Source organism: Roseiflexus castenholzii DSM 13941 (assembly GCF_000017805.1).
Lineage (GTDB): Bacteria > Chloroflexota > Chloroflexia > Chloroflexales > Roseiflexaceae > Roseiflexus > Roseiflexus castenholzii.
Map to the genome: position 1 here is coordinate 1,529,317 of NC_009767.1, position 18,149 is coordinate 1,547,465.

General features: G+C 61.0%; 12 protein-coding genes. 6 read left to right on the forward strand and 6 right to left on the reverse strand.

Annotated elements, in window-relative coordinates; translation table 11 throughout:
- Window positions 1–4 precede the first annotated feature (4 nt).
- From RCAS_RS06045 to RCAS_RS06055, 3 genes are all read right to left on the reverse strand, one after another.
- Window positions 5–583, reverse strand: coding sequence for a DsrE/DsrF/DrsH-like family protein (locus RCAS_RS06045; protein WP_012119712.1), 579 nt, complete (start codon window positions 581–583; stop codon window positions 5–7).
- Between the two features lie 406 nt (window positions 584–989).
- A complete protein-coding gene (locus tag RCAS_RS06050; protein ID WP_012119713.1) occupies window positions 990–1,241 on the reverse strand; it encodes a sulfurtransferase TusA family protein in 252 nt (83 codons plus the stop codon).
- 198 nt (window positions 1,242–1,439) lie between these two features.
- On the reverse strand, window positions 1,440–2,621 hold the full coding sequence (locus tag RCAS_RS06055; RefSeq protein WP_012119714.1) for an MBL fold metallo-hydrolase: 1,182 nt from the start codon (window positions 2,619–2,621) through the stop codon (window positions 1,440–1,442).
- A 996-nt stretch (window positions 2,622–3,617) separates the two neighbouring features.
- Between RCAS_RS06055 and RCAS_RS06060 the strand changes: the two genes are divergently transcribed.
- Window positions 3,618–4,673, forward strand: a complete 1,056-nt coding sequence (locus RCAS_RS06060) for a c-type cytochrome (RefSeq protein ID WP_012119715.1) — start codon at window positions 3,618–3,620, stop codon at window positions 4,671–4,673.
- Window positions 4,674–4,861: 188 nt separating this feature from the next.
- Here RCAS_RS06060 and rnhA read toward each other — a convergent pair whose 3' ends face one another.
- Window positions 4,862–5,599 carry a ribonuclease HI gene (gene rnhA / locus RCAS_RS23820; RefSeq protein WP_012119716.1) on the reverse strand — a complete coding sequence of 246 codons (738 nt, stop codon included), beginning with the start codon at window positions 5,597–5,599 and terminating at the stop codon, window positions 4,862–4,864.
- A 536-nt stretch (window positions 5,600–6,135) separates the two neighbouring features.
- Window positions 6,136–7,206, reverse strand: a complete 1,071-nt coding sequence (locus tag RCAS_RS06070; RefSeq protein ID WP_012119717.1) for a Gfo/Idh/MocA family protein — start codon at window positions 7,204–7,206, stop codon at window positions 6,136–6,138.
- A gap of 198 nt (window positions 7,207–7,404) precedes the next feature.
- On the opposite strand from RCAS_RS06070, the gene RCAS_RS24935 reads away from it, so the two are divergent.
- Together RCAS_RS24935 and RCAS_RS06075 are read left to right on the forward strand one after the other, a co-directional pair.
- Window positions 7,405–7,569, forward strand: a complete 165-nt coding sequence (locus RCAS_RS24935) for a hypothetical protein (protein WP_157042566.1) — start codon at window positions 7,405–7,407, stop codon at window positions 7,567–7,569.
- 30 nt (window positions 7,570–7,599) lie between these two features.
- The gene (locus RCAS_RS06075) at window positions 7,600–9,102 is read left to right on the forward strand and encodes a Ppx/GppA phosphatase family protein (protein ID WP_012119719.1); all 1,503 of its coding nucleotides are present in this window, start codon (window positions 7,600–7,602) and stop codon (window positions 9,100–9,102) included.
- A gap of 189 nt (window positions 9,103–9,291) precedes the next feature.
- Here RCAS_RS06075 and RCAS_RS06080 read toward each other — a convergent pair whose 3' ends face one another.
- Window positions 9,292–11,712, reverse strand: a complete 2,421-nt coding sequence (locus RCAS_RS06080) for an FtsK/SpoIIIE family DNA translocase (RefSeq protein WP_012119720.1) — start codon at window positions 11,710–11,712, stop codon at window positions 9,292–9,294.
- A gap of 2,037 nt (window positions 11,713–13,749) precedes the next feature.
- Between RCAS_RS06080 and RCAS_RS06085 the strand changes: the two genes are divergently transcribed.
- The 3 genes from RCAS_RS06085 to RCAS_RS06095 all read left to right on the forward strand — a co-directional run bounded on the left by RCAS_RS06085 (window position 13,750) and on the right by RCAS_RS06095 (window position 18,099).
- Entirely contained in the window at window positions 13,750–14,100 is a 351-nt protein-coding gene (locus RCAS_RS06085) for an STAS domain-containing protein (protein WP_012119721.1), read from the forward strand.
- 178 nt (window positions 14,101–14,278) lie between these two features.
- The gene (locus RCAS_RS06090) at window positions 14,279–15,088 is read left to right on the forward strand and encodes an anti-sigma factor antagonist (protein ID WP_012119722.1); all 810 of its coding nucleotides are present in this window, start codon (window positions 14,279–14,281) and stop codon (window positions 15,086–15,088) included.
- On the forward strand, window positions 15,085–18,099 hold the full coding sequence (locus tag RCAS_RS06095) for a SpoIIE family protein phosphatase (RefSeq protein WP_012119723.1): 3,015 nt from the start codon (window positions 15,085–15,087) through the stop codon (window positions 18,097–18,099). Before RCAS_RS06090 ends, RCAS_RS06095 begins: the two co-directional genes overlap by 4 nt.
- Window positions 18,100–18,149 lie beyond the last annotated feature (50 nt).

The window sequence follows — 18,149 nt, forward strand, 5'->3', positions numbered from 1 at the left end:
GCGATCAGATGAACAACGTCACTTTAGCGCGGGTTGCGTCGCCGAGGAATGTCGCCACGCCACCGTGCTCCAGTCCATCGACCAACTCATCGTCGTGTACGCCGAGCAGTTCGCGCGACATGTCGCACACGACCATGCGCACCCCCAGTTCGCGCGCCAGATCGAAAAGTTCCTCGACCGACATCACGCCGTGGTCGCGCATCAACTTGCGGATGATCTGCGCGCCGGCGCCGAAGAAGTTCATCTGTGACAGTCCCATCTGCCCCAACCCGCCGGGCAGCATCGCTGTGAAGCCCTGTTCCAGCAGGTTCTTTCCGGCGAATATCTTCTGTTTCTTGACCGCATTCAAGCCCCAGAAGGTGAAGAACATCGAGGTTTCCAGCCCCATCGACGCTGCGCCGGTCGCAATGATCAGCGCAGCAATGGCTTTATCCAGGTCGCCGGAGAAGACGACCATCGCCAGACGATCTTCAATGCCCTGTGTAGGATGCGCTTCAAGCGCAGCAACGCGCGCCTCGAGTGCGGCAATTCTGTCGAGCAGCGCGGCAGTCTCACGCTCGCGCTCAATCGTTGTCTCCGTCATACTCATGCTCGTTCCCCTCTTTGATGATATGAGCGATACCTTACGTCGGCGGGACGCTATCGGCTGGTGCTTGCTGAAGCCATTCCGCCGCCGATCGTTCTTTCGTAGCAGAGGACGTCCCTGAACCTCCGTTTGGCTGATCGGTGGGGGCGTTTCCTCAAACGTGAACCGTTACCATCAGGCAGGACGATCACTTCGCAGCGCCTGCCGCAGCAAAACGCTGGCGGCGAGTGAAGTACGGCGGTGGTGGCTTGCAATGACGCCAAGCCATTCTCTGCAACAAAGGAACCCGGTCGCACCACTTCGCTTGAAATGACACGGAATCGCATGGTCGTTGGTCAGACGCCCAGGTTCCCAGTTCTCTGTTGCCGGTTCTTGGTTCTTGGTTCTTGGTTCTTGGTTCTCCTCAAGAAGTGCGCCGCAGATAATGGACGTACAGTTCCTGCCCGCCTTCCTGCACCACTTCCTGCGCCAGGAGTTCGACGTTCTTCGCCGCCTTGACCCATCCCTGGAAATCGGCGACTGAACCGCGGTCGGTGGCGATGACCCGCAAAATATGACCAACCGGCAGTTCGGTGATCGCCTTGCGGCTTTTGACAAGTGGCATCGGGCACTTCGCCCCCTTGACATCGAGCGTCTGGTGATATGTCAGTTCCATGAGTGTTGTTCCTTTCATCGATAGTCGGCGTCGTGCAATCTTTATAAAGCGCATATGGGGCTTGTCGAATCGGTGGATGCGACCCCGGCGGTACGATGCTCCTTCGCACCGATCTAGCGCCATTTCGCTTCCGGTTTTGCTTTCCTGGAAGGTGGCACACCTTCCAGACTTGCCTGTTCTCAATCCTGACCGTTGATGTCACTGCGCCAGGGCGCACACATTCTTGCCAAGCTCTAGTTCTTCCGCGTCCGCCTCGGAAGGAGTGCGCAGACCGATATTCACCCGCTTGATTTCGACATACTGCGGCGGAAACTCTGGCAGATTGCCAAGGACAAACGACCTGAACTCGTCCTCGGACTTCAGGTGCGTCAGCGACGCATTCGTCTGCCGGACAACGCCCCACGGCGCGGTCACGCGCCCGACATCATCCACTTCATCGAGCGTCGAGAAGTGGGATGGAAGGATGAGCGTTGCATCGTCGAGATGTGGCGGTAAGCGGCGCGCCATGCTCTCGTACAGCAGCGGCGTCCATGCCTCGCCTTTGCCGCCGAGGTCCGGTCGTCCGAACGAGCGCAAGAAAATGCCATCACCGGTGAATAGATAGCGTGAGCCGTCGGGAGCGATTGCCAGAATGTTCACCTGTCCCAACGTATGCCCTGGATACCAGATTATCCGCAGTTCGAATTGACCGACGCGATACGTCTGCCCGTCATCGAGCGCCGTGTACGCAATCGTTGCCGGCAGCATGTCAATCGGGTGGATCGCATCGTAGGGATGGACGTAGTACGGCGCGCCGGTCTCGTGGTTGAGCGCCGGTCCGCCACTGATGTGGTCGGCGTGCACGTGCGTGTCGAAAATATGCGTCAGGCGCGCGCCGTGCATTGCGATGGCTTCCAGATAGGGCGCCGTATGGCGCAGTGGATCGATGACCGCAGCCACGCCGTCGCTGATGACGATGAAACTGACATCACCGCGCGCCGGACGCGCAACCTGTATTATTCGCCCCCATGAGGCGCTGACAATGTCACGTGTATCGTAGAGATACCCCCAGCTCAGAATACCGCCTTCCAGATATCTGGCTTCGATACCGCGCGCGCGCAGCAGATCGGCAACGTACTGTGACGACCCTTCCTTGGCGCACACGACCAGAACCTCGCGCTCGGCGGGAACGCGAGCAATTGCACCTTCTTCATCTTCGATAAAGTCGTAATACGGAATGTTCTGAATCGTCAACCCGGCGCGACCTTCGATCCGCCAGCGCGCGAAGTCGTGCGGGTTGCGCACGTCGAGAATGAATGGCGCCGTATTGTGTAATAACGCATCATAGAGGACGCTGGCTGTCATTGCCGATGTCTGAGTTTGTGGTTCTGCGACAGTCATAGTCAAACCTCGTACTGCTGTTCACAAAGAATCCAGAGATAGTGTATGTCTGGAGTGTAAGGCGCGTACAAGGCGATTGTAAGAGTCTGGTAAGGAATGATCTGAACCGCGAGCCGGGCAATGCTCGTTGCGATTGGCTCGCCGAATGTTGGCTTACCCGCTGGTCTATGGGTTCCGGGCGAACCGACCTCCCGGACGCACTCTGACACGCCCAGCGGGGGACGGACCCGTGCGCGGCGCAAGCCCCCGCCCCCTGCACGTGGGGGGTTCCGCAGGCAAGCGCCGATTCGGATTGCAGCGCCTTCCCCTGACCCTCGGCACGTGGGGGGTTCCGGGCGGACCGAACCCCTGTGCGCACCCCAGCACGCCCAGCGGGGGACGGACCCGTGCGCGGCGCCGGTGGCGCCGTGATGAGAGTGCTTCGACCGGCTGCGCCGGTGGCGCCGTGATGAGAGTGCTTCGACCGGCTGCGCCGTGATGAGAGTGCTTCGACCGGCTGCGCCGTGACGAGAGTGCTTCGACCGGCTGCGCCGGTCTCGCAATGACCGCGTACTGCGACCGGCTGCGCTGGTGGCGCAGTGACGAGAGTGCTGCGACCGGCTGCGCCGGTGGCGCAATGACCGCGCACCCCGACACGCCCAGCGGGGGACGGCCGCGCGCGGCGCCGGTCTCACCTCCCCCGCGCGCAGGAGAGAGGCAGGGGGTGAGGGCAAAACGGTGCCCCAACGCTATGCATGCCCGCCAGGTGCATGCGTGCGGTCCATCCGTGAAGGTCTATGGGTGATGATTGTTCATCTAGCGGTTTTACGTCGCTGTTGCCGCTCTGTCGGTGAGTGTGTGCTTTGCGTATCTGCTGCCGTCAACGCCAGAAGCGCCGGTTTGTTTTTAGCAAACCCTTAATCATGTGGTGTATCGTTTACATTCGGTGAATGCTTCCTATCGTCACTGCACGCCTTTTTTTCTATTCTGGGCAGAGAGGTAGGGGAAGGAGTCTCTATGCGTCACCATCACAGGGTGGAAGTGCTGCTCCTCTGGCTTACGCTGCTCGTCGCGTGCGGCGCGGTTGCCGATCAGATGACCCGCAGCACCGCAGTTGACACACCGGTGGCATCACCGGTTGTACGGCGCACCGGGGATCCACAACGCGGTGCAGCCCTGTTTGCCGGTACTGTGGAGATTGCCGGGTTTGTCGCCTGCCGTGGTTGCCACGCTGTCGATCCGGCAGCCAGCGACAGTTTGGGTCCCAACCTGGCGGGCATTGCGCTGCGCGCCGGTTCACGCATCTCTGGTGTCGCTGCTGATGTCTATATTCGCCGTTCAATCGAGATACATGATGATTTCGTTGTGCCAGGGTTCGAGGCTGGTCTGGCGCGCGCTGTGGTCGGGCGCGACTTTGGCGAAATCTTGAGCGACCAGGATATTGCCGACCTGACGGCGTACCTGCTGACGCTCGACCAGGCGCCGATTGCACAGCCGCCAACGCCCGACTCCTCGCCCGCTCCAACGCTATCGCCAGAACCGGCGACCGTCACAGCAGCGCTGGCAGCCTTCCCCCTGCCAGCCACAACCGCCGCTGCCACACTGCCGCCAACCCCGACGACCACGGTCGAACCATCGCCGGTGGCTTCACCATCGCCATCGCCCGGCAATCGCGCGCTAACCACGGTCAGCCCGACAATCATGGCGAGAGAGACGCCGCACGCACCTGCGACACCATCACCTACGGCAGCAATACCGATTATTCCGCCGCCGCCGACCGATGCCGCGACGCCATCCCCCGCGCCGCCAGCGAATACTCCACCTGCGTCTGGCGCCGATGGCTCGCTTCCGGCGGAACTGGCGGTCTACACCGGATGCATGACCTGTCACGATCAACACCCGCAGAGCGTCGTCACAATGCCGCATGTGCGTTTCCCGCAGTGCTCCGCCTGTCACAGCGGTTCACCCTCGCGTGTGGGTTGCCCGACCTGTCATAGCATGCACCGCATTGAGGCGCCACATGGCGGCGAGAACCCAAACCTGCCGTGCAGTCATTGCCACGCGGACCGGTAGCCGGTCTCCAGAACTTCTCTATCTTATGGAATAAAGAGATAGAGTCCCTTCCGCAAGCATCCGTCCCAACCCGCGTTCATCCGTGTGCTCTCACGAGCGGCAGCCGTTCATCAGAGAGATAGGTTGCCTTCAGTTGTTCACGTAGGGAGGCGTCTACGAATTTTTCATAGATGATCTCTGTTCTTGCGTTATGGAGATCGCCGATCAATGGGCAAATCACTCCTTTTCGCCGCCTCTGACGCTAACTGGTCGCAGCGTTCATTTTCTTTCGTGTGATTATGCCCCTTCACCCAGCGAAACTCTACCCGGTGTTGATTACAGAGCTCAAGCAACTGCTCCCATAAATCAGAGTTTTCCGCTTGATCTTTCTCATTCCTCATCCAGCCTTGATCCTTCCATCGCTGAACCCAACCTTTTGACATACTATCAACAACATACTTTGAGTCGCTAAAGATAACAACTTCAGAAGGGCGTTTCAAGGCTCGCAAACCTTCGATACAGGCTCTTATTTCCATTCGGTTGTTTGTTGTTTCCCGAAAACCTCCCGATATTTCCTTTGTTCTGTCACGATGCTTGAGAATAACACCATAACCGCCAGAACCTGACTCTGAATCGAAACAACCATCGGTAAACATCACCACTTTACCAGAGTTAAGTAAATCATTAGCAATATCACCCGTGCTAACTGTAGTCTCGGCATAGGTGTCGAGATAGGTAGCCAGATTGGGTGCAACTTCCAGTAAAGTCTCCTTTGGGAACGATTTGAGCCAGTTTATGGCTTCTTCGTGGGTATAGAAACTTTTATATACCGCTTCGGGGAAACCTTCGACCTGCTCGGCGGCTTCGCCTTTGCCGAACCATTGTGTGTAGACTCCAGGATTTCGTCCTTTTACGACGATATAGTACTGTTTTTTCTTGCTGCTCATAGAACATTCCAGCCTTCTGAAACGGTGGAGCGGACTCCGGCGCGGTCGCCCTGGAGGGCGCGCCCCGCTCCGCGCCTTGCGTACTGCCCGCCGCGTACCTTCTATCATCCACGAAGGACACAAAGGTCCACGAAGCACTCTCCCGCTGCCCTTCAGGTGCGGACCGCGCGCGGAAGCGGGGCAGGGGGTGAGGGCAACGGTGCATCCCAACGCCACGCATACCGGTCAGGCGCATGCGCGCGGTTCGCTCGTGAACTCGTCGGGATGCGGGACGAGCGGGATTGCTTCGACCTGCTGCGCCGGTCTCGCAGTGACGAGAGTGCTTCGACCGGCTGCGCCGGTCTCGCAATGACTGCGCCCCCCGGCGCGCCCACCGGGGGACGGCCGCGCGCGCGGCGCCGGTCTCCCCTCTCCCACGCGCGGGAGCGGGGCAGGGGATGAGGGTAAAGGCGCGTCAACCACTCAAGCGCTGCCGTTCCATGCGCAACAGTCGTGCGGACGCGCCCCTGCCGACGACGTTCAACGTTGAATTCCCCTCACACCCGCACTTCCGTACCGGCAGCGGCTGAGCGATACGCCGCTTCGAGCAGGCGCAGCACCGCCAGCCCCTCCGCGCCTGTCGCCAGCGGTGCGCCTTCGCCCCGGCAGGCGGCGACGAAATGGCGAAACCCTTCCGCCCATGCCCACTCTTTCTTCGGCACATCGGGCGCCACCTCGACCGGAACGCCATCTTCGGTGCGATAGATGCGCAGCGGATGATCCCTGCCGTAGAGATCGGGGAAATAATCGGCGCCTGCCAGGTCGCCGGCGATCTGAATGCGCTCCTCGTTGCGCGCGTGGATCGCCCAGGTGACCTCGATTGTTACCAGCCCGCCGTTCGCCAGCCGCAGATGGATCGCCGCCAGATCATCGACATCGAACGTCCCTCCCGGCACGTGGTCAGCGCCCCAACCGCCAAGCCCGCGCTCGTATGGACCGTGTACCGCCTGGATCTCGCCGCGCACTGTGCTGACCGGAGGAAACCCCAGAATCCAGTAGACCATATCGAGCATGTGGACGCCGATATCCATCGTTGCACCGCCGCCTGCCAGTTCTTTGCGCGTAAACCACGACCCATAGCCGGGAATGCCGTTGCGCCGCAGCATGCGCCCAAAAGCATACGTGATCTTCCCAAAACGTCCCGCCTGCGCCATCTGGCGCAGCATCAGAATTTCGGGGCGAGGGCGATTGCTCATGTTGATTGCCAGCACTTTGCCGGCTTTTTCGGCAGCAGCGACCATCGCCTTGCCATCCTCCACGCTGGTTGCCAGCGGCTTCTCACACAGCACGTGTTTGCCCGCTTCGAGCGCTGCAATCGCAACCGGAGCGTGGAAGACGTTTGGCACAGCCACAGTGATGGCATCCACGTCGTCTCGCGCAATCAGATCGCGGTAATCGGCAAAAACATGCGGAATGTTGAACTTTGCGGCAGCTTCCTGCGCGCGCGCCAGATTGGTGTCGCAGATAGCGATGACCTGAACGCCGGGAATCGCCTGAAGCGAGGGAACGTGGCCGTGAACAACGACGGCGCCAGCGCCAACAATGCCGATGCGAACGGGGGTGGACATGTGGGTGTTCCTTCCTGCTGTCAGATGCGGCGTAGCCCAGGCATCCATCGCCGGTGACGGAACGTGTGCTACGCCGGGTAAGAACGCATGCCGGATCATCTTACCACAACGGCGCGTCTGCCGGTTGTTTCACAGGATAGAATCGGTTAGAATGAAGTAAGACCGATCCTGCCGTTCTCTCGATCCTGGAGCGTATGTATGCGGATGGTTCTCTGGCTTGCCCTGATTGCCGGTATCGCACTCTGGGCGTTGGCGTTGCAACGTGAATTGGCGACTGCGCGCAAACATTGCGCGATGTACCGTGAGGCGGCGGCGCGCATGGAGCGCCGCCTGGATGAGTTGAAGCAGTCGCTCCCCTCGTAAGTGCAGCACTGCGTGTGGCAGGATGCGCATATGCAGAAACGCATCGGTATCATTGATCTGGGATCGAACACCACTCGCATGATCGTGATGGGGTACACGCCGCATCACTCATTCCGTCTCCTGGACGAAGTTCGCGAAAGTGTGCGTTTGGCGGAAGGAATTGGTCCTGACGGTCGGTTGACGCCTTCCGCGATGGACCGGGCGGTGGCGACAATGCGTCTGTTCCATGCACTGAGCCATTCAGAGCAGGTACAGATGATCGTGCCGGTGGCGACAAGCGCCGTGCGTGAAGCGACCAATCAGGCGGAGTTCGTCGCGCGGGTCGCCGCAGAAGCTAGCGTGTCGATGCGAGTGCTCACGGCGCGCGAAGAGGCATACTACGGTTACCTCGGCGTAGTCAACTCCATTGATCTACGAGACGGGTTCACCATCGACATCGGCGGCGGCAGCACGCAGGTGTCGATGGTGCGTGGGCGCGGGTTTCTCCGCTGGTACAGCCAGCCCATTGGCGCACTGCGCGCCGCCGAACGTTTTGTTCGATCTGATCCGATCAGCAACAAAGATTTCCGCGCCCTCGAATCTGGCGTCGCTGACTATTTCGCATCGCTCGACTGGCTGAACGTCGAGCAGGGTCCGATGCTGGTCGGCATCGGTGGTACAATCCGCACGCTTGCCGAGATCGATCAGAAATTGCACGGATATCCGCTCGACCGTGTTCACGGGTATGTTCTTCTGCGCGAGCGGCTGGAAGCGCTGATTAATCAGTTACGGAGCATGGATCAGCGGCAGCGTGAGGATGTTCCCGGTCTCAGGCGTGATCGCGCCGATCTTATTCTCCCTGGCGCCGTTATCCTGGCGCACCTGATGCGGCGTGGCGGGTTCGAGGCGTTGACGGTCGGCGGTCAGGGGTTGCGTGAGGGCATTTTTTACGAGCACTTTCTGGTTGGCGAGCAACCGCCGCTCTTCGCCGATATGCGCGGGTTCAGCGTGCAAAACCTGGCGCGCATCTACAACTACGAGGCGCTCCACGCCGCCAAGGTGCGCGACCTGGCGCTCTCAATGTTCGATCAACTGCGCTCACTGCACCACTACGGCGAGTGGGAACGCATGCTGCTCGGCTATGCAGCAACACTCCACGACATCGGGCTGGCGGTCAATTACTACGACCACCACAAGCATGGCGCGTATCTGGTGTTGAACAGCGCCCTCCAGGGGTTTACCCACCGCGAAATCGCTCTGATCGCGCTCCTGGTGCAGTTTCATCGCAAGGGTGATGTAGACGCGGGTCCGTTGCGCGCAATTCTGCACCCGGACGATGAGCAGCGTGTGCTCCGGCTGGCGGCGCTGTTGCGTATCGCAGAATATCTGGAGCGGCGCAAGTGTCAGGTTGTGCAGGATATTATGGTTGAGGTTGGCGACCCGGTGCGGATGGTGGCGCGCACCATCGGCGATGCGGCGGTCGAAATCTGGGATGCAAACCGGGCGTCGCGCCTGTTCCGTAAAGCGTATGGGCGCGATGTCGCGATCTGTTGAGGCGGTTGGCGCGCGTGAGGCGGGGCGGGTCGCAGACCTGCTTATGGCGCAGCGCAGGCTGCATCCGTCTCGGCGCGGTTGGCGCGCGTGAGTCGGGGCAGGTCGCAGACCTGCCCCTATGGCAAACACTCCAACCTGGTGCAGGCGGAACGCGCATTGCGCGACGCCGAGCAGGTCGCAGACCTGCCCCTATGGCAAACCCTCCAACTCCCTGTCTTCTCCACGTTTCAGCACTTCCCGGCTGCGCCCTTCTTCTGCCGGACCGACGATTCCATGTTGTTCGAGCAGATCGATCAGTTGCGCGGCTTTGCTGTACCCGATGCGCAGCCGGCGTTGCAGCAACGATGCCGAGGCGCGAGAATGCTGCTGAACCAGTTTGATCGCCTGCGGCAGCAGTTCGTCCTGCTCAGCGGCGCTGAGAAATTCGCCAGGCGGACGCATCTCGCTCTGATCGCCGGTTTTCTCCTTTTCCGTCGGATCGCCGGGTTTGCCTTTCGTATCGCCAGCGTCCGGCGGCGTCGCATCGCGCCAGAACTGCACAATACGCTCGACTTCCGCCTCAGAGACCCACGTGCCCTGAAGACGGACCGGGCGCGCGGCATCAGCGGCCATATAGAGCATGTCACCGCGTCCCAGCAACTGTTCGGCGCCATTCATATCAAGAATAACGCGCGAGTCGGTCTGCGATGTGACTGCAAATGCGATACGGGTTGGGAAATTCGCCTTGATCAGACCGGTCACGACATCGACCGACGGACGCTGGGTGGCAATCACCAGATGAATGCCGGTGGCGCGCGCCATCTGCGCCAGGCGGCAGATCAGCGTTTCGACTTCGTCCGGCGCCATCATCATCAAGTCTGCCAGTTCGTCGATAATAAGCACGATGTAGGGAAGCGGTTCGAGATCGGCGCGACGGCGCGCAGCGGTTTTGTATCCTTCGATGTTGCGAAAGCCGTAGCGCGCGAAGACCTTGTAGCGCCGCTCCATTTCGCGTGTTGCCCACTTCAGCGTCGGCACCACTCGCTCGAGTTCGGTCACCACCGGCGAGAGCATATGCGGAATCCGATTGTAGACGATCAGCTCGACCATCTTCGGATCGATCATAATAAACTTCAACTCGTCGGGAGTATGCTTGAGGAGCAGCGAACAGACCAGTGCATTGATCCCGGCGCTTTTACCGGTGCCGGTCGCGCCAGCCATGAGCGCGTGCGGCATGCGGTCAAGCGCAGCGATAATCGGCGTGCCGGACACATCCTTCCCCAGAGGCCATTTCAGGCGTCCTTTCGCGCGTTCGAACTCCTCACTTTCGATCACCTCGCGCATGCCAACGATTGAAATTGCGGAGTTGGGGATTTCGATGCCGATCACATTCTTGCCAGGGATGGGCGCTTCGATGCGGATGGATGTCGCCGCCAGCGCCAGCGCAAGGTCTCTTTCCAGAGTGGTGATTTTAGAGACCTTGACGCCAACAGCAGGTTGCAATTCAAACTGCGTCACCGCAGGACCGGTGTTGACGCCGACCACCTGCGCTTCGACCTTGAAACTCGCCAGCGTTTCTTCGATCAGGCGCGAGCGCAGCCGCTTTTCCTCATCGGTGATCGTCCCCTCCGGATAACTTTCCAGCAGATCGAGCGACGGCAGGGGCCAGGCGCGATGCACCGGTGACATCTCGAACCCTTCGAGCGGTTTCTGTACCGCTTCCGCCGGTGTGCCGCCGGCCGGCGTCGCCAATAGGTTGGTGAGCAGCGTGGTGTTGCCAGGAGGAGCGCCAGACGCCGGTGGAGACGCAGTTTCTGGCTTGATAGCAGGGGTCGCCGTTGAGACCGCAGTGCGGCGGGTGCGCGTTTCGGGACGCTGGAACAGACTGGCGCGTGTTGGACGCTCGGCGATTGGTGTCGGCACAATATCGTCGTCGGCTTGAGGTGGTGGAACATAGGTCGTCGACGCATCAGGCTTTGTCGGCGCGGCACGCGATGCAGGGGCGGCGGACGCTTCAGTGCGCCGCACGCCAGGGTTCCACACCGTTGCCCAGAAACGGGCAAAACTGTCGCGGAGCGAGGAAGAGAGTTCGTGAAGTGTAATGTCGAAGGTCAAGAGAATGCCCGCAAGCCCGGTCAGGCAGGCAATGACCAATGCCGCCGGACGACCGATCGCCTGTGAGAGGAGCGCCAGGATCGCATACCCGACGATGCCGCCGCCTTCGCCGATGCGCGTATCGAACCCCTCGCGCACGCCGATGGAAAACTCCAGCAGCACGAGAAGCGCTGTCAGCACCAGCAACGTGCCGAGCACCGTTGCACCGGTCAGTCGCACATCCTCATACTGTTCCTGAAGAAGAATCGCTACTCCAAGCAACCCGAGCGACAGTGGCGCCACCAGCGCGCCCCATCCCAACAGGCGGCGCGTCAGTTCGACCCACGACGAGCCGATCACGCCAGCCGTGCCGGTTACATAGAAGACGACGGTGACCGCAGCGACGGCGATCAGCCCAAGGGCGAAAAGTTCTCGCTGATGCTCCGGTCGCAGTGCAGGCGTCGAGGCTGCCCCTGACCGTTTACGGCGCGTTCCTGTCGATTTGCGCCCGGTTGAAGAGGATTTTGCGCGTGCCATAGCCGTCGCTCAAGAGCCGACATCGAAATCTGATAGTATCACAGTAACATATGTTCGCATGGGACGCAAGAGGCGGGATGGGAGAGGCGCGAGGCGCGAGGCGCGAGGCGCGAGGGGAGAGGCGAGAGGGGAGAGGGGAGAGGGGAGAGGGGAGAGGCGAGAGGCGAGAGGTGAAAGGTGCGAGGCGAGAGGCAAGCGGGTCAATGGCGTAGCGCGAGATTTATCTCGCATGTGTGGAGAGGTGAGAGGCAAGAGATGCGAGGTGCGAGGTGAGAGGCGAGAGGCGAGAGGTGAGAGGTGCGAGGCGAGAGGCAAGCGGGTCAATGGCGTAGCGCGAGATTTATCTCGCATGTGTGGAGAGGTGAGAGGCAAGAGGTGCGAGGTGAGAGGTGAGAGGCGCGAGGCGAGAGGTGAGAGGCGAGAGGCGAGAGGTGAGAGGTGAGAGGCGAGAGGCAAGCGGGTCAATGGCGTAGCGCGAGATTTATCTCGCATGTGTGGAGAGGTGAGAGGCAAGAGGTGAGAGGTGAGAGGTGAGAGGCGCGAGGCGAGAGGTGAGAGGCGTGAGGCAAGGGCGTAGGGCGTAGGGCGTAGGGCGAGATTTATCTCGCATTTGTGGAGAGGCGCAAGGGGTGAGGCGAGAGGGGTGAGGGGTAAGACGCGAGGCGCGAGGCGAGCGGCGCGAGGGGAGAGGCGTGAGGCAAGGGCGTAGGGCGTAGGGCGAGATTTATCTCGCATGTGTGGAGAGGTGAGAGGCAAGAGGGGAGAGGCGAGAGGCGAGAGGTGCGAGGTGAGAGGTGAGAGGCGAGAGGCGAGAGGTGAGAGGTGCGAGGCGAGAGGCAAGCGGGTCAATGGCGTAGCGCGAGATTTATCTCGCATGTGTGGAGAGGTGAGAGGCAAGAGGTGAGAGGTGAGAGGTGAGAGGCGCGAGGTGAGAGGTGAGAGGCGAGAGGCGAGAGGTGAGAGGTGCGAGGCGAGAGGCAAGCGGGTCAATGGCGTAGCGCGAGATTTATCTCGCATGTGTGGAGAGGTGAGAGGCAAGAGGTGCGAGGTGAGAGGTGAGAGGCGCGAGGCGAGAGGTGAGAGGCATGAGGCAAGGGCGTAGGGCGTAGGGCGAGATTTATCTCGCATGTGTGGAGAGGTGAGAGGCAAGAGGGGAGAGGCGAGAGGCGAGAGGTGCGAGGTGAGAGGTGAGAGGCGAGAGGCGAGAGGTGAGAGGTGCGAGGCGAGAGGCAAGCGGGTCAATGGCGTAGCGCGAGATTTATCTCGCATGTGTGGAGAGGTGAGAGGCAAGAGGTGCGAGGTGAGAGGTGAGAGGCGCGAGGCGAGAGGTGAGAGGCATGAGGCAAGGGCGTAGGGCGTAGGGCGAGATTTATCTCGCATTTGTGGAGAGGCGCAAGGGGTGAGGCGAGAGGGGTGAGGGGTAAGACGCGAGGCGCGAGGCGAGCGGCGCGAGGGGAGAGGCGGGAGGCGTGAGGCAAGGGCGTAGGGCGAGATTTATCTCGCATTTGTGGAGAGGCGCAAGGGGTGAGGCGAGAGGGGTGAGGGGTAAGACGCGAGGCGCGAGGCGAGAGGTGAGAGGCGTGAGGCAAGGGCGTAGGGCGTAGGGCGAGATTTATCTCGCATTTGTGGAGAGGCGCAAGGGGTGAGGCGAGAGGGGTGAGGGGTAAGACGCGAGGCGGGAGGCGCGAGGGGAGAGGGATGAGGCGTGAGGCAAGGGCGTAGGGCGAGATTTATCTCGCATTTGTGTGGAGAGGAGAGGCGAGAGGCGAGAGGCGTGAGGCGCGAGGGGAGAGGGATGAGGCGAGCAGGGCCCGACAAGGGCGTAGGGCGAGATTTATCTCGCATTTGTGTGGAGAGGAGCGGCGAGAGGTGTGAGGCGTGAGGCGGGAGGGGTGAGGCGGAAGGCTCGAGACGAGAGGAGACCTCGCTTCTCTCGGCCCTTGCCTCGTACCTATGCTATAATCCATACTGTTTCCTGTGAAGCGCCATACATAGAATGACAAGATACTGATTTGAACGCGCGAAGGAGGGCGGCTCATGGAGATTACGCACAAACGGCTGAATCGTGTCGATCTCTTGACGATCACAGGGCGGCTCGATGCGATGAACGCGCCCCAACTCAAGCAGAAGTTCGACGAACTGTTCGAGCAGAATCGCTATCGGATCGTGCTCGACCTGTCTGGTCTCGAATACGTGGCCAGCCCTGGGTTACGCGTTCTGATCGAGGCGCGCAAGCGCGCGCGCGATTGGAAACTGACGGATCTCGAAGGGGGCGATGTGCGTATCGCCAATCTCCCACCACGGATCAAAGAAGTCTTTGATCTGACCGGCTTCACCTCGCTGTTCGAGATCTATGCCGATACAGTCGAAGCGGTCGGTTCGTTTTGAGCGACGGTTGACAGCCGTCGGGCAGGCGTGCATTGCGAGCGAGGCAGCCTTCTCGCCTTCCCAATCGCTTCATCGCTGGCGTTCCTCGCAATGACGATGGTACAGATCGGGCAGACCTCTGGAATATGGGTGGCGTCTGTCAACCGTTACACGCCAGGTTGATGGACGGTTACAACTGATGAGCAACGCCCCACCGCAGCGGCGCATGATGCGCACAGTCTGCGCTCACCGCCTGATGACTGGCATTCCGATGGAATCTTTGACGGTCCCGGCTACCCTTGAATCGCTGGCGCAGATCAGCGCCTTTGTCGGAGAAGCGACGCAACGCGCTGGTCTCGACGAGCACGCCGCATGGCAGGTCGAACTGGCGGTGGATGAAGCGGCAACGAATATCATTCAGCATGGGTACGATCCCGGCAAGCCGGGCATCATTGAACTGACATGGCGGATCGAGAACAACCGCCTGATCATCACGCTGCGCGACTATGGACGGCGCTTTAATCCCGACGATGTGCCGCCGCCGGATCTTTCATCGCCGCTGGAGGAGCGGCAGCCCGGCGGACTGGGACTCTATCTGATGAACCGCTTGATGGATCAGGTGCGCTTCGATTTCGACGACGCCAACGGCAATCTTCTGACGATGGTGAAAGAGATTCTGCCACGTGTGCAGGCGCACGAGTTCCGATTGAGCGGCAGGCTTGATGCGGTTGGAACAGCGACGGCGCTTGCGCCGGTGCATCGGGCGATTGCCGATGGGGCGGAGTATGTCTTGCTCGATTTCGATGATGTGACGTTTCTTAGCAGCACGGCACTGCGTTCGCTGTTACTCGCGCGCAAAGAGTTGTTGGAGCGCAACGGTGAACTTCGCCTCTGTAATCTGCGCCCACAGGTGCGTGAGGTGTTCGAGTTGACCGGCTTCACCCGGATTTTTGCCATTCACTCCTCGCGCAATGAGGCGCTGGCGGCATTCGGTCAGGAACACGCGTGAATCGCGAACGGCGGCTCATCCTGTATTGCCTGGTTGTGGGGGCAGTCGGCTGGACTGCCCTCATTCTCAGCAGCCCCGGCGCTGCGCCCTGGGGCATTCTGGCGTTATTCATCATTCTGGCGCTGCTGGTAGAAGCCGCAGCCTTTCGCGTGCCGCCAGCCGACCCTCACAGTCTGACCGGCATTGTGATCCTGGCGGCGGCGCTGGCGCTTGGTCCTGCCGATGGCGCGCTGATCGCCGGGATTTCCGGTTTGATCTTTGGCATCGCGCTGCCGCTAATATACCGCCGTCCACGTACCTTCTACCTGCTCGCGGCACGACCGATCCTCCGCAGTGGTGTGCGCGCTGCCGCAGTGCTGGCAGGTGGCGCGCTGGCGCGTCTTCTGGCCGATGGTCCGCCTGGAGGAGCGCTCGCGTTGATGGCGTTCATCCTCTGCTACCCGACGATGATCCAACTGAATCGCGCGATCCGCGAATACATTCAGGGTGGCAAGACCGGCGTGCTCACATGGTGGCAATCGTCCTGGACGCCGGTTCTGGCAGCCGAAATCGCACCTCTGCCGCTCGCCGCGCTGTTCGCCGCCATTTATACGCGCCTGGGGTCCGGGTATTTTGTGTTTGCCGCTGTCGGCTTGCTTGCCGCCAGTCTGGCAGTGCGGCAGGCGGCGATGAACCTGCGCAACCAGGGCGCGTCCATCCGTGAGTTGGGGTTGCTGAACGAAGCCAGCCGCGAAATCATTCGCGCCGAACTTGATGTCGAGGCGCTGAGCGAGTTGATCTATCGCGCAGCAAGCAAAGTCGTCGATACCTCATCGTTCCACCTGGGATTGTTCGACCCGGAGAGTGACCGGTACACGCTGGTGGTGCGCGTTCAGGATCGGGTGCGCCTGCCGCCGTTGACGGTCGATCTGCCGAGCGGCGATGGGTTGGTTGGCTGGATGCGGCAAACGGGACGCTCGTTGCTGGTCGAGGATTTCGCCACTGAGATGGATCGCCTGCCGGCGCGTCCGCGGTATCAGAGCGAGCGTCCGCCCCGTTCTGGAATCTATGTGCCGCTGCTCGATGGCGGCAGGGTGATCGGGACCATTTCTATCCAGAGTTATCAACCGTATGCGTTCGATGCCGACGATCTGCGGATGCTCTCGCTCCTGGCGGATCAGGCGGCTGTTGCGATTTCGAAGGCGCGCGCCTTTGCCGCCGCTAATGAGCGCGCGGTGCAACTCCAGGCGATCCAGGACGTCAGTGAGCGCATTACGGCGATACTCGACCTGGATCAACTCCTCCCGTCGGTTGTCCGTTTGATTCGCGAACGGTTCGGCTACCATACGGTCCATATTTTTCTGATGGGAGAAGATGGGCGCCTGCATTTCAGCGCCAGCACACTCGAAGGCGAGGCGCTCGAACGTTTGCGCCAGATGGTCGTGAACCCTGGCGAGGGGATCGTCGGCAATGTGGTGCTGATTGATCAACCGTTGCTGGTGAACGATGTCCGTGCCGATCCGCGCTATATCGGCGACGACTCGATCACGCGCGCCGAGCTTGCCGTGCCGCTGCGCTATGCCGATCATGTTATTGGCGTGCTCGATATTCAAAGCACAGAGGCTGGTCGCTTTCAGCGCAGCGACCTGTTCGTCGCTCGTACTCTCGCCGATCAGGTCGCCGTTGCCGTCAAGAGCGCGCGCGCGTTTCAGGCGCAGCGTGAGGAAGCGTGGACGCTCAATGCGCTCCTTCAGGTCGCCGAGAACCTCTCGCGCGCGACATCGCTTGATACGCTGCTGCCGGCTGTGGTGCGCCTGCCGCCGCTCCTCCTCGGATGCGACCGCTGCTACTGCCTGATCTGGGATCGTCCTGCCGCTTCCTTTACGCCTCTCGCAGCCTATGGGTTGCCCGCTGCCGACCGCGCCACGTTCGTCGGTTGTCCGATTGCCGAGCATGATGCACCGCTCCTGGCTGAGGTGGTCCGCACGGTTGTGCCGCTGGCGCTCGACTCCGCTGGCGGGCATGGTCATCTCTGCGCCCCGATCATCGAACGCTTTGGCAGCGCGTCGCTGCTGGCGACGCCCCTCTGGACACGTGGCGCGGCGTTGGGTGTCCTGGTGCTCGATTATGGTCCATCACCCCATCAGTTCACCGCGCGTGATGTGATCCTGGCGAACGGGTTCGCTGCGCAGATCGCCGGAGCGCTCGAAAGCGCACTGCTGGCGCAGGAGGCAGCGCAGGCAGCGCGGCTTGAGGAAGAACTGCGGGTGGCGCGCGATATTCAGCGCACCCTGTTGCCATCGCGCGCGCCAGATCTGCCGGGTTGGGACACGGCTGCCGATTGGCGGTCGGCGCGGATGGTCGGCGGGGATTTTTTCGATTACTGGTATCTTCCTGTGCCGCGACCATTTGACAGAAATGATGATCCCTCAGCTACAGACGGCTTTGCCCGCCAACCGCTGGGATTTGTCATCGCTGATGTGAGCGACAAAGGCGTGCCTGCGGCGCTGTTCATGGCGCTGGCGCGCAGCCTGGTGCGCGCGGCGGCGCTCGACGGATCAACGCCGGCGGCGGCGTTGACCCGCGCCAATCGCTGGATCACTCGCGACACCGAAGCCGGGATGTTCGTGACTGTTTTCTACGGCATCATCGAACCGCATACCGGGCATATGCGTTACTGCTGCGCCGGGCATAACCCGCCGCTCCTGTTTCGCGCCGATGGTGAGGTCGAAACGCTTCATACTCCCGGTATTGCGCTTGGCGTGCTTGAAAATATCGCATTGGAGGAACGTGAGGTGTGCATCGCCCCCGGCGATGTCGTCGTCTGTTATACCGACGGCGTCACCGAAGCGATCAATGCCGCAGAAGAACCGTTTGGCGTCGAACGCTTGAGCGCAACGGTTGCGGCAATGCGCACCGGTCGCGCACAGTCCATCCTGGAAGCCATTACCGAGGCGCTTGGTCGGCATGCCGAAGGTCCGCTCTATGACGATGTCACACTGGTGATCATCAAACGAGAGGACCATGACTGACAGACGTGCTGCGTTCCTGACGCGGTGTGTTATAATAGCATTGTGTGATC

Excerpts from the sequence above, each read along its gene's own strand:
- RCAS_RS06045 (WP_012119712.1), bottom strand. The coding sequence starts at position 583 with ATGACGGAGACAACGATTGAGCGCGAGCGTGAGACTGCCGCGCTGCTC.
- RCAS_RS06050 (WP_012119713.1), bottom strand. The coding sequence starts at position 1,241 with ATGGAACTGACATATCACCAGACGCTCGATGTCAAGGGGGCGAAGTGC.
- RCAS_RS06055 (WP_012119714.1), bottom strand. The coding sequence starts at position 2,621 with ATGACTGTCGCAGAACCACAAACTCAGACATCGGCAATGACAGCCAGC.
- RCAS_RS06060 (WP_012119715.1), top strand. The coding sequence starts at position 3,618 with ATGCGTCACCATCACAGGGTGGAAGTGCTGCTCCTCTGGCTTACGCTG.
- rnhA (WP_012119716.1), bottom strand. The coding sequence starts at position 5,599 with ATGAGCAGCAAGAAAAAACAGTACTATATCGTCGTAAAAGGACGAAAT.
- RCAS_RS06070 (WP_012119717.1), bottom strand. The coding sequence starts at position 7,206 with ATGTCCACCCCCGTTCGCATCGGCATTGTTGGCGCTGGCGCCGTCGTT.
- RCAS_RS24935 (WP_157042566.1), top strand. The coding sequence starts at position 7,405 with ATGCGGATGGTTCTCTGGCTTGCCCTGATTGCCGGTATCGCACTCTGG.
- RCAS_RS06075 (WP_012119719.1), top strand. The coding sequence starts at position 7,600 with ATGCAGAAACGCATCGGTATCATTGATCTGGGATCGAACACCACTCGC.
- RCAS_RS06080 (WP_012119720.1), bottom strand. The coding sequence starts at position 11,712 with ATGGCACGCGCAAAATCCTCTTCAACCGGGCGCAAATCGACAGGAACG.
- RCAS_RS06085 (WP_012119721.1), top strand. The coding sequence starts at position 13,750 with ATGGAGATTACGCACAAACGGCTGAATCGTGTCGATCTCTTGACGATC.
- RCAS_RS06090 (WP_012119722.1), top strand. The coding sequence starts at position 14,279 with ATGAGCAACGCCCCACCGCAGCGGCGCATGATGCGCACAGTCTGCGCT.